The organism is Flavobacterium sp. MR2016-29 (assembly GCF_015350695.1).
In the GTDB taxonomy this organism is placed as follows: domain Bacteria; phylum Bacteroidota; class Bacteroidia; order Flavobacteriales; family Flavobacteriaceae; genus Flavobacterium.
The window spans coordinates 1,253,566-1,268,583 of the sequence record NZ_JADKPU010000001.1 but is presented as its reverse complement, the minus strand read 5'-3'; the positions used below and the strand labels follow the sequence as shown (position 1 = coordinate 1,268,583).

Here is a 15,018-nt window from a genome sequence, read left to right as displayed (position 1 = left end):
GCTTCGGGATTGCGTAATTCTTAGCGCCCTTTGCGGTAAAACCTTCCTCCAAAATTTCACACAAAAAACATTGAGATTTAAACTTTAAACAAAACTTTATTCCTTAATTTTGTATCGCTAAAAATAAAATAGACAAACTATGAGTTCATTTGACGTAGTCATTATAGGTTCAGGTCCTGGCGGATATGTATCAGCAATTCGTTGCGCACAATTAGGTTTCAAAACTGCAATTGTAGAAAAGTATAACTCTCTAGGCGGCACTTGCCTTAACGTAGGTTGTATTCCTTCAAAAGCTTTATTATCTTCTTCTCATCACTATGCAGAAATTGCACATTTTGCAGATCACGGAATTGAAGTTTCTGGAGATGTGAAAATCAATTTAGAGAAAATGATCGCGCGCAAGCAAGCAGTTGTAGATCAAACCGTAGGTGGAATCAACTACTTAATGGATAAAAATAAAATTACTGTTTTCACTGGTTTAGGTTCTTTTGTAGACGCAACACACATTGCAGTGGCAAAAGCTGACGGAACATCTGAAACTATTGAAACTAAATATGCTGTAATTGCTACAGGTTCAAAACCATCTTCTTTGCCTTTCATCAAGATCGATAAGGAAAGAATTATCACTTCTACTGAGGCTTTAGCTTTAAAAGAAGTTCCAAAACACTTAGTAATTATTGGAGGTGGCGTCATCGGAATCGAGCTTGGACAAGTTTACTTGCGTTTAGGAGCTCAGGTTTCTGTAGTTGAATTTATGGACAGAATTATTCCAGGAATGGATAGTTCATTGTCTAAAGAATTGACTAAAGTATTGAAAAAACAAGGAATGAAATTCTACGTATCTCATAAAGTAAAATCAGTAGAAAGAAACGGCGATGCTGTTGTAGTTCAGGCTGAAAATGCAAAAGGAGAAACAATTACTCTTGAAGGAGATTATTCATTAGTTTCTGTTGGTCGTCGTCCGTACACAGACGGATTAAATGCTGATAAGGCAGGAGTTAAAATCTCTGACAGAGGACAAGTTGAAGTAAACGATCATTTGCAAACTAATGTTCCAAACATTTATGCAATTGGAGATGTTGTTCGTGGCGCAATGTTGGCACACAAAGCAGAAGAAGAAGGAACTATGGTTGCTGAAATCTTAGCTGGACAAAAACCACATATCGATTATAACTTAATTCCTGGTGTAGTGTACACTTGGCCTGAAGTTGCTGCAGTTGGACAAACTGAAGAGCAGGTGAAAGCTTCAGGAACAGAATATAAAGTAGGAAGTTTTCCTTTCAAAGCTTTAGGTCGTGCAAGAGCAAGCGGAGATTTAGACGGATTCGTAAAAATAATTGCTGATGCAAAGACGGATGAGGTTTTAGGTGTTCACATGATTGGAGCTCGTACAGCAGATTTAATTGCGGAAGCAGTTACTGCGATGGAATTTAAAGCTTCTGCTGAAGATATTTCAAGAATGAGCCACGCACACCCAACTTTTGCCGAAGCAGTAAAAGAAGCAGCATTAGCAGCTACTGATAATAGAGCATTACACATATAATCTACGTTTAAATTATATTTTAAACCGCCATTTCCATAATTTTGGGATTGGCGGTTTTTTCTTTTTGTTCAAGAAATTTAATCTTTGTAAAAATGTAAAAATTCATAAAAATTTTGTAAATTAGATGTGCCAATCTCGTGTTATCTTTACTTTTTTTAAAAGATAACGTTATGAAAAATAGATATATAGCTCCAATTCTTCTTGGGGCAGGAATTGCGTTTGTACTTTATTCTTGCGGATCAACAATTCCGAAGAAAGCTGCGGCTGTCAAAAAATTTGATAAAGCAAAATATCTGGGAAAATGGTTTGAAATTGCCAGATTAGATTATAAATGGGAAAAGAATTTAGACAATGTAACTGCCGAATATTCTCTAAACGATAACGGCACAATAAAAGTAGATAATAAGGGCTATAATGTCAAAAAAGACAAATGGGAAGAAAGCATTGGGAAAGCCAAGTTTGTCAAAAAGGACGATGTTGGAATGCTAAAAGTCTCATTTTTTGGTCCTTTTTATTCAGGATATAATGTCATTGCCATTGATCCGGATTATAAATATGCACTTGTAGCGGGAGAAAACCTAAAATACATGTGGATTCTTTCAAGAGAAGTTACAATTCCTGAAAGTGTAAAAGCAGATTATCTTATTAAAGCACAAGAAATTGGTTATAATGTTACCGATCTAGTTTGGGTCAAACATGATAAAACCAATTAAAAAAATAAACCCGACAGTTTAAAAGCTGCCGGGTTTGTTTTTTTTTAATTGATTATGATTTTATGCAGTGAAAACACTTTTATAATTATTCCAATATCTGTAAATCAAAAATAAGTTAGCAGCAAATAATAGTGCCGCAATTGGCAAACCTTCTGGAGCTAAGAAATAGTTGATAAATAAAATATTTACTGTGATAGGTAAGATCAAAATATTAGCCAATGTAACATAACGCCCAGTTACAAATGCAATGCCACAAAGCAATTCGATTGATTTTGCCAAAGGCATTAAATAAGTTGAAGCCATTAAACCGACATTAAAGGCTTTAAAATTCCCTGTCGTTTCTGGTTCTGGCATTAGATGGAAAAAATAACTAATCGAGGCAAAAAGCAATAAGAGGCCAATTAAAACGCGGACAATAATAGTAGCAATTTTCATAATATTTAGGATTTTAATAGGTTAAAAATATAATTTATGTGCTGAGAATATTATAATCTGAACTTCTCATAAAATGAAATTCAACTTTAAAAGCCATTTTATTGAGGATAATACAATCAATACTGTCCTATTTTGGGATTAATTGAATGCTATATCAAATATAACGAATTTTTACTTACGATATTGCTATTTTATTAACACTTTTCTTATTTCTTTCCGTATTTTTTATAGACAAAAATGCTGCCTAGAATAATTAGAATAATCGGCCAAAGGTTAAGAAAGAAAACCAAGATCGACTGCAAAATGTACCAGCCAGTTTTTAAAGAATCAACAATTTGAATTCCTAAATTAGGTTTGTAAAACGCACTGTCTCTTTCTCCGGCAGTTATTTCCTGCTTGATGGTTTCGTTTTGATAAAGCTGTAAACTAATTGTGCTGAAATTAATCTGATCCTGCATTGATAGATTATCAATAGTGCGATTGTCATTGGCTTCTTTTTTGTCATCCAAAGAGTTTTCAGCCTCGATAATATCATTAATTTTTTTGCCTTTAGCATCAATTGCTTTTTCGACTCTTTTTTCGCTGACCTTACTTCTTTTTTGCGAAAGCTGATTGGCTAATAACTTCAAAGAAACATCATCTGCCTTGATAATTCTGAAATCAAGAAAATCGATTTGTTTTGCAATTGTTTTTATTACGGTATCGAGCTGGGTATTAGGCACACGAATCGTAATATTATTTTCGACAGAATACTTAGTAGTTTCTAAAGTGCTGTCCTGGCTGATTTTAGTTTTAATCTGATCATGAATATTGCTTTGCAAATTGGTATAAGTAACAAAACCACCGAATTTTTGGGTAGCATTTTCAATTGCATAAGTAGATTTGACGACGTTTTTAACCTTGAATTTAATATCAGCAGTTCGAATGAATTTTTGTTTGCTGTCTTTTTTCTCCACCGCTGCCGATGAAGATACTGCAGTGCTGTCTGCTGCGGATGCGTAATCTGCTGATTCTTTGCTAGTAGCATAATCTGCTTTTTTACAAGAAAATAGTAATGCGATAATTACTAAGGTAGTCAAGCCTAATTTTGCAATTGTTTTCATAAATTTTTAAAAATTTGATTAATAAATAGAATATTTACGCGATGTAAATATGTTTTTGTTGTTAAATTGTTTTTATTAATTGATATAAACTCGATGTACTAAAAAGTGTGCCAATATTTTTTTTAGGATTCTTTTATTGAAGGATTTTTTTTGTCGTAATTTTGAAGTCTAAAATCCATTCATTTTTGAGAGTTTCCATTCATAAAAAGATTTCAAATCCAGAACAATTTAAACAGCAGCTTTTAGGCTGGTCACAGCAGTTTCGAGAAATCGTTTTTTTAGATAGCAATTCCTATCCGCAAGAATATTCGAGCTTTGACTTTTTATTAGCTGTAGATGCTTTTACGTCTTTAAAAACCGATTTTCAAAATGCTTTTGATGATTTAAAACAATATCAGCAAACAACTAAAGACTGGCTTTTTGGTTGTCTTTCTTATGATTTAAAAAATGATGTAGAAGAACTGGAATCCTCTAATTTTGATGGATTAGGCTTCCCGGATTTATTCTTCTTTCAGCCTAAAAAAATATTTTTATTAAAGGGAGATGAACTCGAAATTCAATATTTATTGCTTTGTGATGATGAGGTCGAAGATGATTTCAAAGAAATAGTTGAAAGTCAATTCCGTAGTCTAGATACAAAAGTTGAAAACACAACATCTCTGAAAATTAAACAGCGAATTTCAAAAGAATTATATGTTGAAAAAGTAACTATAATGTTGGAGCATATTCATAAAGGTGATATGTACGAAGCGAATTTCTGTATGGAATTTTTTGCTGAAAATGCTGAAATAAATCCGTTAGAGAAATTCCAAAAACTAAATGCTATTTCACAGGCGCCGTTTTCAGTTTTCTTTAAAAATCATACACAATATTTGCTTTCGGCTTCACCTGAACGTTACTTGAAGAAAATTGAGAATAAGATTATTTCGCAGCCAATAAAAGGAACTTCAAAACGATCTCAAGATTCGATTGAAGATGAAAAATCAAAACAATTTTTAGAATCTGATTCAAAAGAGCGTGCTGAAAATATCATGATTACTGATTTGGTTCGCAATGATTTATCGCATACTGCACAAAAAGGCTCTGTAGAAGTAGTTGAACTCTGCAAAATTTACTCTTTTTTGCAAGTTCATCAAATGATTTCAACCATAACTTCAAAATTAGATCCTCAATATGGACCAATAGATGTTCTAAGAACTACTTTCCCAATGGGCAGTATGACAGGAGCGCCAAAAATTTCGGTAATGAAAATCATCGAAAATCTCGAAGAAACCAAACGCGGCTTGTATAGCGGAGCAGTTGGGTATTTTACTCCAGAAGGTGATTTTGATTTTAATGTAGTTATCAGAAGTATCTTGTACAATCAGGAAAATAAATACGTTTCTTTTTCTGTCGGAAGTGCGATTACAGCGCAATCCATCCCTGAAAAAGAATATGAAGAATGCTTATTGAAAGCCAAAGCAATGCACGAAGTTTTGCAGTAAGTTTTTTTTCACGCAGATTCTGCAAATTAGTGCAGAATCTGCGTGAAAATATTCGGAGCAAAAAAAAGACACGGTTAACATTTCATTTAAAAATAGATAGAGTTTAATTTTTTACATTTATCAAATGCTTTCAAAATTTAAAAATCACATCACTTCTAGATTTCCATTTTTGGAAGAGAAAAAACTATTTTTAGCTGTTAGCGGAGGTTTAGACAGCATGGTTTTATTGCATTTGTTAAATCAATTACCTTATGAAATTGCAGTTTTGCATTGTAATTTTCAATTGCGCGGTTTAGAAAGTTTTGGCGATCAGAATTTTATTCAGGAATATTGCGATCAAAATAATATTTCAGTTTTTACCACGCAATTTGATACCGAAGCTTTTGCAAAAGATTATAAATTATCTACCCAAGTTGCCGCACGCGAATTAAGATACAGCTGGTTTTACGAACTTTTAGAAACCAAAAATTTTGATTATGTTTTGACGGCTCATCACGCTGATGACAATCTTGAAACTTTTATTATCAATTTAACACGCGGAACGGGTTTAGAAGGATTAACTGGAATTCTGGAACAAAATGATAAAATTATCCGTCCGCTTTTGCCTTTTTCAAGAGAAGAAATTCTGAAATATGCTCAAGAAAATAATATCAAGTGGAGAGAAGACAGCAGTAATGCTTCGAATAAATACCTCCGAAATAAAATTCGTCATGATTTAGTTCCGATTTTAAAAGAAATCAATCCGAACTTTTTGAATGCTTTTCAAAAAACGCAATTGTATCTCCAAGAATCAAAAGAAATGGTTGAAGATGCATCGATTATGATTTATCAGCAAGTAGCGAAAGAAGTGGAAGAAGATATTCATTTTGATCTAAACCAACTTAAAAAATTACCCAATTATAAATCGTATTTGTACCAATGGTTGAATGAATTTGGTTTTTTGGCATGGAATGATATCTATGATTTAGTTGAAGGACAGTCGGGAAAACAAGTTTTTTCTACTGAGTTTAGATTGCTGAAAAACAGAAATGTATTGATTTTAAGTCCGATTTCTGAAATGTCAGAAAAAGACGAATTCGAAATTAGAGAAAACGAAACAGAAGTTAATTTTCCCTTAAAATTGAGCCTTTGTAAAGTAGATCATATAACAATAGATTCAAATAAGGCTATATTTGTTGACGCTGAAAAAATCCATTTTCCGTTAGTTTTACGTAAATGGAATGAGGGAGATGTTTTTCATCCTTTTGGAATGCAGGGAAAATCTAAAAAAGTCAGCAAACTCTTTAAAGACGAAAAATTGTCTTTGATTGAGAAAGAAAAGACTTGGATTTTATCTTCTGATAATCAAATAGTTTGGATTGTCGGCATTAGACAGGATGAACGTTTTAGAATCGAAAATACCACAAATAAAATACTTAAAATAGAACTACAATAATGAACTTTAATCAAGACCGTCAGGCGATAGTGCCAAGAAGTGTTTGGAGTAAATCCATTTTATTTTTACTGTTTTTCTTTTTTGCGTTTGCAAAAGGCAATGCTCAAATTTTAGAGCCAGTAAAATGGACCGCTAAAATTGAAAAAAAAGCAGGAAATAATGCCGTTTTAATTTTTGATGGAACGATTGAAAAAGACTGGCATATGTATTCGCAATTTACGCCAGATGGCGGACCGCTCGCACTGGAAATTGCATTTAAGAATCAAAAAGGGAATTACGAATTGGTTGGAAAAGCCAAAGAAGGAAAAACCAAAACGGCTTTTAATGATGTTTTTGGAGTAAACGAAACTTTCTTCGAAGGAAAAGCACACATCGAACAAGAAATCACGATCATCAACCCAAATTTAAAAACAGTTGATGTTGATTTTGATTTTCAGGTTTGTAAAGAAGTTTGTATCAATTCGAATAAAAAATTCTCCATCTCGATTCCGTCAACGTTTAAAATGTCTGCTGTTCCAGCTATAGTTGAGTCGAAATTAGATGAAACAAAAGTTGCTGGTTTGGCAATTGATACGGTAAAAAAAGCTGGAGATACAGCTCAAAAACAAGTTGTAAAAACAACTGCAGATGCGCCAATATCAAAAGATGATATGCCCGCACCAGCGCCTTCAAGAAGTTTATGGTCGATCTTTTTTATCGCTTTTATTTCTGGCTTTGCCGCTTTGCTGACGCCTTGTGTTTTTCCGATGATCCCAATGACGGTAAGTTTTTTTACCAAACAAAGCAAAAGCAGAGCAAAAGGTATTCGTAATGCTATTTTTTATGGACTTTCGATTATTGCAATTTATGTAATATTAGGTTTAATAGTTACGAAAGTGTTTGGAGCCGATGCGTTAAATGCATTGTCTACAGATGTTTGGTTTAATTTGATTTTCTTCATAATATTAATCATTTTCGCAACTTCATTTTTAGGTGCTTTCGAAATTATGCTTCCAAATTCATGGGCAAATAAAGCAGATCAACAGGCAGATAAAGGTGGATTAATTGGAATATTGTTTATGGCTTTGGCCTTGGCTATTGTTTCATTTTCATGTACTGGGCCAATTGTTGGAACTTTGCTGGTTGAAGCCGCTTCGAACGGAGGAATTGCTCCAGTTGTTGGTATGCTTGGGTTTTCATCAGCATTGGCTTTGCCATTTATGTTATTTGCTATGTTCCCAGGCTGGTTAAATTCATTGCCAAAATCAGGTGGCTGGTTAAATACAGTAAAAGTTGTTTTAGGATTTTTAGAATTGGCTTTAGCGTTCAAATTTTTATCAAATGCCGATTTAGTTTTACAATTGCATTTATTAGAAAGAGAAGTTTTCATTGCAATCTGGATTGCCATTTTTGCTGCTTTAACTCTTTATTTATTTGGAAAAATTACTTTGCCACATGATAGCCCGCTACAGCATATTTCTGTTGGAAGATTGTATTTAGGATTACTTACACTTGTGTTTACGGTGTATTTAATTCCAGGACTTTGGGGAGCACCATTAAAGTTAATCAGTGCTTTTCCGCCTCCGCCAACATATAGCGAAAGTCCGTTTGGAGTAGGAGGTTCAAGCAATGCAACTGTTAATGGAGATATAAAAGGTATGCCAGAAGGTGCAGAATTAGGGCCACATGGTATTATGGTTTTTCACGATTATGAAGATGGTTTGGCTTTTGCAAAATCAATTAATAAGCCAATTATGCTTGATTTTACTGGTTACGCATGCGTAAATTGTAGAAAAATGGAAAACAATGTTTGGTCTGATCCAACGGTTTTACCAATATTAAAAAATGATGTTGTTTTGATTTCGCTTTATGTTGATGATAAAAGAGAATTACCAAAAGAAGAACAATTTGTAACTGCAGCGGGAGATAAAATAGAAACAGTTGGTGATAAATGGACCGATTTTATGATCTCAAAATACAAAACAAATACACAGCCTTTATATGTTATAACTGATTTAGAAGGAAAGAATTTAAACAATTCTAAGCCTACCATTAGTTATGTAAGTACAGAAGAATATTTAAATTGGCTTAAAGAAGGGATCTCTAATTTCAAGTAAGTTAACTATTGAATTATGAGTTATTAGTTATATGAATAAGTCAGAATTACACTCTGAAATCTAAATTCTAAAATCTCCAATCTAACTCTGCAATAACAAAAGTCCTCTAAGTTTTTTATGCTTAGAGGACTTTTTTTATAATGGCAAATAATGGAAATTAATTCTTATAAGTATTCTCCGTGTTGAGAGATATCTAGTCCTAATTCTTCTTTTTCTTCAGTAACTCTTAGAGGAGTTATTTTGTTTACAACAAAGAATAAAATGTAAGAACCTACGAAAGCAAAGATTGAAACAAGTACTAATGCTTTTAATTGTGTTAAGAATAAAGTAGCATCACCAAAAATTAAACCTTGGTGCTCACCAACTACTGAGTTTACCGCGTTAGAAGCAAATACACCAGTTAATAGCATTCCGACCATTCCACCAACACCGTGACAAGCAAAAACGTCAAGAGCATCATCGATTTTTCCTTTAGGGAATTTGCTTACTACAAGATTACTTATAACTGCAGCAATAATACCAATTGCCAGAGCGTGAGGAATACTAACGAAACCTGCAGCAGGTGTAATCGCAACTAAACCTACAACAGCACCAATACAAGCACCCATAGCAGATAATTTGTGTCCTAATATTTTATCAAGGAAAACCCAAGCCATAGCAGCAGAAGCAGCAGCGATTGTAGTAGTTCCTAAAGCTTGTGCAGCAAGACTTCCGGCTCCGACAGCAGAACCTGCATTGAAACCAAACCATCCAAACCATAATAAACCTGTACCTAATAATACATACGTAATTCTAGCAGGATTAACTTTTTGTACTTTACGTTTTCCTAAGAAGATTGCTCCAGCTAATGCAGCCCAACCAGCACTCATGTGTACTACAGTTCCACCAGCGAAGTCAAGTACTCCCCATTTGAAGAACATTCCGTCAGGATGCCAAGTCATATGACATAACGGAGCGTAAATGAAAATGATAAATAAAACCATAAATAATAAGTAAGCCCAGAAACGTACACGTTCAGCAAAAGCTCCTGTTATTAATGCTGGAGTAATGATTGCAAATTTTGCTTGAAATAAAGCAAAAAGAATCATTGGGATTGTTGGTGCTAATTCCCAAGCAGTGTTGGCACTTACTCCTTGAAAAAATATATTTGATGAAGGATCTCCGATGAAGCCGCCAATTGTCGGCCCAAAACACAATCCGAAACCAATTACTACCCAAAGAACTGTAACAATTACCATTGCCATAAAACTTTGAAGCATAGTACTAATTACGTTTTTCTTGCCTACCATACCTCCATAGAAAAATCCTAATCCTGGAGTCATTAATAATACAAAAGCGGTTGCAACAACCATCCAAGCAGTATCTCCGGTGTCAAGTTTTAATTCGACAACGTGTGCGCCTAATGTTTTTGACTCAGTAACAAATGAGAGAGAAAAAATAGATAGTAATAAAATTGTGATGAGTATCACACTTAAAATAATTTTTCGCATAGTTATTTAGTTTTAAATTTTTTATAAAAATATAAAATCATTCGACACCCCTATTAAAAATAGAGTCTAATGTTTAATTTTTGTTAATTTTTAAATTTAACCCCCTCTAATTTGCGTGTATTTGTTAAAATGGACTTAAAATTTGGTTTTTATTAATCTTGAAACTATAAATAGAAATATTTCGAAGTGTTCTTGATAAAAAACTTGTTAAATAATTTTAAATTTAAGAGTAATTGTGTTTAAATAATTGATAAAATTCTTAAAATGATTTTGTTTTCAAATAAAAAGGCATCAAATGAATTTTCAAATGATGCCTTTTTTATAAAAAAATAAAACTAGTTTAATACCTATTTTTGACCGTATTTTTCTTTGAATTTTCTGTTCAGCTTATTTTGAAAAGTATCTAAATTGATTGCTCTTCCTTGAATAAACGCAGTAGTCAATTTATTTGTTCTCATGTCTAGCGCATCACCTTCAGATATAAACAAAGTTGCATCTTTACCAGTTTCTAAGGTACCACAGGTTGCATCAATTCCTAGTAATTTTGCAGGATTTAAAGTAATTAGCTGTACAGCAACTTCTTTGTCTAAGCCAAAAGCAGCGCAGGTTCCTGCTAAGAAAGGAAGATTTCTCACGCTCATACGTTCGTGTTCTCCACTGTTTTCCAAACCAACAACAATACCTTTGTCAACTAGCAATTTTGCCATTTTATAAGGCAAGTTTACATCTTGATCATCGCTTGTCGGCATGTCGTGTACACGTCTTAATAAAACGCCAACATTATATTTTTGTAATGAAGCTGTTGCTTTGTAAGCTTCAAATCCCCCAACAATAACAATCTTTTTGATTTGATTGTCTGTTGCTAATTGAATCGCATCTACAATTTGCTTTTCTTCATCGGCGTGAACATAAAGTGTTTGTGTTCCGTCAAACAATCCTTTTGTAGCTTCTAAAACTAGATTTCTATCTTTAGGAGCAGTTTGATTGTAGGCTTTTGCACTGATTAAAAAAGCATTTATTTCTTCAACCTGTTTCGGATAATCTTTGTTTGCTTCAATAACTCCAGGCTCAAACCAAGTTCCTGATCTTTTAAAATTTGATGGAAAGTTAAGGTGTATTCCGTCATTTTCTTTTAAGATAGCATCTTTCCAGCTCCAAGCATCTAGTTGAACTACAGAAGAAGTTCCAGAAATTCTTCCGCCACGAGGTGTAACCTGAGCAATTAAAATTCCATTCGGACGAACAGTTTCGACTACTTTCGATTCAGAATTATAAGCAATAATACTTCTTACATTTGGATTAAAACTTCCAATTTCTTCCTCGTCATCTGATGATTTTACGGCATCAATTTCTACCAATCCCAAAGTTGAGTTAGAAGCAATAAATCCGGGATATACATGTTTTCCAGTTGCATCAATAGTGGTGTCGTATGCGCCATCAGCCAATCTAATTGTTGATGCATCGGCTACTAAAGTTAATTTCCCGTCTTTAAATCCAATTGCACTATTTTGAATAACAGTTCCGTTCCCCAAGTGTGCCGTCGCATTTAAAATCAAAACCGATTTGGATTGTTTTGGAGCCGGTATTTGCTGTGCATTTATTTGTACAGAAGCACAAAACAGCAGCAGTAATTTATATATGTTTTTATTTATCATGTTGTCTTTTTTTATCATTATGAGTTTTCTAAAGTTTTTATAACTGCTCTAAAGTATCACAGTGATATTCTTTTTTCTCTCTTCTAGTTGGCTGTTGCGTGCTGTTTCCTTTGTTTTTTTCCTGCAGCATTTGTCCAATCAAAGCACTTCTTTCTTTAGTAACAGCCAATTGTTTTTGAGCATCTTTTTCGATATCAAAATAAACAACACCTTCGATAATTGTTTTTTCTGCTTTAGCATAAATAGACAATGGGTTTTCACTCCATAAAACAACATCGGCATCTTTGCCCACTTTAAGACTTCCTACTTTATCATCAATGTGTAATAATTTTGCAGGATTCAGTGTTACAAACTTCCACGCATCTTCTTCAGAAATGTTTCCGTATTTCACTGCTTTTGCCGCTTCTTGATTCAATCTTCGAGACATTTCTGCATCATCAGAGTTATAAGCTACAACTAAACCTTCGTTATGCATGATTGGTCCGTTATACGGAATTGCATCATTAACCTCAAATTTATAAGCCCACCAGTCAGAGAAAGTAGAAGCTCCAACTCCGTGCTCTTTCATTTTATCAGCCACTTTGTAACCTTCTAAAATGTGAGTGAAAGTATTTACTCTGAAGTTGAATTTTTCAGCAACGTTCATCAACATTAAAATTTCAGACTCTACATAAGAGTGACAAGTAATAAAACGCTCTTTGTTTAAAATTTCAGCAAGAGTCTGTAATTCTAAGTCCACTCTTGGGGCTTTTCCTTTTTTAGAACCTGCGTTGAATTTTTTCCAGCTTTCATCATATTCTTTTGCAAGCTGAAAATAATCAGTAAAAACTTGTTCAACACCCATTCTTGTCTGTGGAAAACGAGTCGGATTATCAATTCCCCAATTTGCTTGTTTTACATTTTCACCCAAAGCAAATTTGATGAATTTAGGCTGATTTTTATATAACATTTCATCTGCAGAAGAACCCCATTTCCATTTTACAATCGCAGAACGACCGCCAATTGGGTTTGCAGATCCGTGCAATAATTGCGAAATAGTTACACCGCCCGCTAAATCTCTGTATATATTAATGTCTTCTGAGTTTACAACATCTTGAATTGTAACTTCAGCAGTTGAGTTGTGTCCGCTTTCGTTTACACCTTTAGAAATCGCGATGTGAGAGTGTTCGTCAATAATACCACTGGTAATGTGTTTTCCTTTTGCATCAATAACAGTTGCACCGGCATCAGCAAGATTTTTGCCTACAGCAGCGATTTTTCCGTTTTTAATTAAAACATCAGTATCAGTTAAAATTCCGTCTTTTTCATTCGTCCAAACAGTAGCGTTTTTAAATAATAAAGTCTGAGCAGTCTGTTTTTTTGTATCACCAAAAGCAACGTTCGGATACGTTACAGGCATAATCGGATTTGGTTTTTCTACTTTAGAAGAATCTTTTACAGCAACAAACGGACTCGTTTTTACAGCTGTCCAAACTAATTCGTCTCCGTTTGATAGTACTGCTTTTCCGGATAAATTTTCTGCTTTTTCTACAAATCCAGTCAAACGTGTAAAATTCGATTTGATGGTATCTGCTGGTTTGATAACCAATGAAATCCAGTTTTTAGAAATAGAAAAAGTGCTTTTTACTTTCTTAGCATCAACAGTAGTTATGTCAGATTTTTGAGCTTCCGGAGTTCCGTCAATTTTCCATTTATACGTATCTTTTCCAACTGTTAAGTCGTAGTTGCCGCGAATATCTTTTGCGTTAATATCTGTTACGATAAATTTAGAACCTTGAACCCAGTTTTCGTATAAAACTGTTTTCTCGTCAAAAATTTCTCCAGAAGTAATGATGAAATTGGCATAACTTCCTGTTTTTAAACTTCCAACTTCGTCACTTTTTCCAAGTATTGCAGCCGGAACAGTGGTTAAAGCTTCTAAAGCTTTTGTTTTATCAAAACCATATTTAATGGCTTTTAAAAGATTGGGTTTAAAATCTTCAATCTTTTTCAATTTGTCTGTTGTCAAGGCAAAAACAATTCCGTTATCCGAAAGTACTTTTAAGTTTGTTGGCGCCTGATTCCAGAAACGCATATCTGCCAATTCAATTTGGTTAGACAAGTACGGATTTGAAACATCATAAGCTTCAGGAAAACTTATCGGAATGATGAATTTAGCATTCGTTCCTTTAATTTCTTCGATTCTTTCAAATTCATTTCCGCTTCCTTTTAAAACATAATTCAAACCAAATTCTTTAGCGATTTTAGCTGCTCTCAAACTGTTTAATTTATCTTCAGAAGCAAAAATCTGAACTAGTTTTTCATTATTTGCTAATGCTTCTAATGATAAGTCTTTAGTTTCAGAATTTCCTTTTTTGTACCAGTCTAAGTCTAAATACATCTGGCGCAAAAGTGCCATCATCCCCATTAAAGAGCTTGGATATGCTTGATTAGTAAGTGCGCTTTTTGAAAATGCGAAGTGATTTGTTAATTTGTTCGCAATAATTTGTTTGCTATTGTCTTCATTGTTTAAGGCAACCAAAGCTCCGGTTCCTTGAGCAATTCCGTCAGGAATATGAGTTCCCACAACACCAAAGCCAGCTTTTAAAAGCTCGTCGGCTTTTGGCTGATCGTATTTAAAAGTTTCGTAACCGTTAACTTCTGGTCTTACACTTTCGTTCCAGTAATAGCCAGTTCTTTTTGTGTCGTATACCGGGTTACGATTACGTCCAGGTGTAGCGTTCATTTTTGGTTTTTCAATTCCAAAATTGGTGTAAATATCAATAAATGATGGGTAAATTGTTTTTCCTGCCAGATCAATTGTAATGCTGTTTTTAGGAATTGCAACTGTTGTTCCAACTGCAACGACTTTACCGTCTTGAATAAGTAAAGTTCCTTTTTCGATTTTTTGAGTTGGGGTTACATAAATCGTGGCATTTGTAAAAACAGTGTAATTTTTGCTTTTGTTATGTACACTTTCATTAACAGGAAAATAATCTTGAGCGTATGTTTTTGTTAAAAAAACACTCAAAAAGAGTAGTAGTAGGGCTTTTTTCATATGGTATTTGCTAATTTGTTGCTAAAA

At 33.8% G+C, this 15,018-nt stretch carries 10 protein-coding genes; 5 read left to right on the top strand and 5 right to left on the bottom strand.

The genetic code is table 11. From position 1 onward, the window contains the following. The first annotated feature begins 139 nt into the window (after positions 1 to 139). Together lpdA and IR010_RS05700 are read left to right on the top strand one after the other, a co-directional pair. A complete protein-coding gene (gene lpdA, locus IR010_RS05705) occupies positions 140 to 1,543 on the top strand; it encodes a dihydrolipoyl dehydrogenase (protein WP_194602330.1) in 1,404 nt (467 codons plus the stop codon). Positions 1,544 to 1,713: 170 nt separating this feature from the next. Continuing rightward, complete coding sequence (locus IR010_RS05700; protein ID WP_194602327.1) at positions 1,714 to 2,256, top strand: lipocalin family protein; 543 nt, start codon at positions 1,714 to 1,716, stop codon at positions 2,254 to 2,256. A 60-nt stretch (positions 2,257 to 2,316) separates the two neighbouring features. On the opposite strand, the gene IR010_RS05695 is transcribed toward IR010_RS05700, so the two are convergent. Both IR010_RS05695 and IR010_RS05690 read right to left on the bottom strand, forming a co-directional pair. Beyond that, positions 2,317 to 2,691 (bottom strand): DoxX family membrane protein, encoded by a 375-nt coding sequence (locus IR010_RS05695; RefSeq protein WP_029268596.1) that lies wholly within the window; start codon positions 2,689 to 2,691, stop codon positions 2,317 to 2,319. A 206-nt stretch (positions 2,692 to 2,897) separates the two neighbouring features. Further along, a complete protein-coding gene (locus IR010_RS05690; RefSeq protein WP_194602325.1) occupies positions 2,898 to 3,794 on the bottom strand; it encodes a DUF4349 domain-containing protein in 897 nt (298 codons plus the stop codon). Positions 3,795 to 3,979: 185 nt separating this feature from the next. On the opposite strand from IR010_RS05690, the gene IR010_RS05685 reads away from it, so the two are divergent. The 3 genes from IR010_RS05685 (at position 3,980) to IR010_RS05675 (ending at position 8,809) form a co-directional block, all read left to right on the top strand. Beyond that, entirely contained in the window at positions 3,980 to 5,278 is a 1,299-nt protein-coding gene (locus IR010_RS05685; RefSeq protein ID WP_194602321.1) for an anthranilate synthase component I family protein, read from the top strand. 124 nt (positions 5,279 to 5,402) lie between these two features. Continuing rightward, positions 5,403 to 6,713, top strand: coding sequence for a tRNA lysidine(34) synthetase TilS (gene tilS / locus IR010_RS05680; RefSeq protein ID WP_194602318.1), 1,311 nt, complete (start codon positions 5,403 to 5,405; stop codon positions 6,711 to 6,713). Next, positions 6,713 to 8,809, top strand: a complete 2,097-nt coding sequence (locus tag IR010_RS05675; protein WP_194602315.1) for a protein-disulfide reductase DsbD family protein — start codon at positions 6,713 to 6,715, stop codon at positions 8,807 to 8,809. The genes tilS and IR010_RS05675 overlap by 1 nt, the downstream gene beginning before the upstream one ends. 164 nt (positions 8,810 to 8,973) lie before the next feature. On the opposite strand, the gene IR010_RS05670 is transcribed toward IR010_RS05675, so the two are convergent. The 3 genes from IR010_RS05670 to IR010_RS05660 all read right to left on the bottom strand — a co-directional run bounded on the left by IR010_RS05670 (position 8,974) and on the right by IR010_RS05660 (position 14,991). After that, on the bottom strand, positions 8,974 to 10,299 hold the full coding sequence (locus IR010_RS05670; protein ID WP_029268605.1) for an ammonium transporter: 1,326 nt from the start codon (positions 10,297 to 10,299) through the stop codon (positions 8,974 to 8,976). A 347-nt stretch (positions 10,300 to 10,646) separates the two neighbouring features. After that, positions 10,647 to 11,954 (bottom strand): amidohydrolase family protein, encoded by a 1,308-nt coding sequence (locus IR010_RS05665; protein ID WP_194602312.1) that lies wholly within the window; start codon positions 11,952 to 11,954, stop codon positions 10,647 to 10,649. Positions 11,955 to 11,991: 37 nt separating this feature from the next. Beyond that, complete coding sequence (locus IR010_RS05660; RefSeq protein WP_194602309.1) at positions 11,992 to 14,991, bottom strand: amidohydrolase family protein; 3,000 nt, start codon at positions 14,989 to 14,991, stop codon at positions 11,992 to 11,994. Positions 14,992 to 15,018: the final 27 nt, after the last annotated feature.

Bases quoted from the DNA above. Each gene is read 5' to 3' on its own strand.
- lpdA (WP_194602330.1), top strand. From the start codon at position 140: ATGAGTTCATTTGACGTAGTCATTATAGGTTCAGGTCCTGGCGGATAT.
- IR010_RS05700 (WP_194602327.1), top strand. From the start codon at position 1,714: ATGAAAAATAGATATATAGCTCCAATTCTTCTTGGGGCAGGAATTGCG.
- IR010_RS05695 (WP_029268596.1), bottom strand. From the start codon at position 2,691: ATGAAAATTGCTACTATTATTGTCCGCGTTTTAATTGGCCTCTTATTG.
- IR010_RS05690 (WP_194602325.1), bottom strand. From the start codon at position 3,794: ATGAAAACAATTGCAAAATTAGGCTTGACTACCTTAGTAATTATCGCA.
- tilS (WP_194602318.1), top strand. From the start codon at position 5,403: ATGCTTTCAAAATTTAAAAATCACATCACTTCTAGATTTCCATTTTTG.
- IR010_RS05675 (WP_194602315.1), top strand. From the start codon at position 6,713: ATGAACTTTAATCAAGACCGTCAGGCGATAGTGCCAAGAAGTGTTTGG.
- IR010_RS05670 (WP_029268605.1), bottom strand. From the start codon at position 10,299: ATGCGAAAAATTATTTTAAGTGTGATACTCATCACAATTTTATTACTA.
- IR010_RS05665 (WP_194602312.1), bottom strand. From the start codon at position 11,954: ATGATAAATAAAAACATATATAAATTACTGCTGCTGTTTTGTGCTTCT.
- IR010_RS05660 (WP_194602309.1), bottom strand. From the start codon at position 14,991: ATGAAAAAAGCCCTACTACTACTCTTTTTGAGTGTTTTTTTAACAAAA.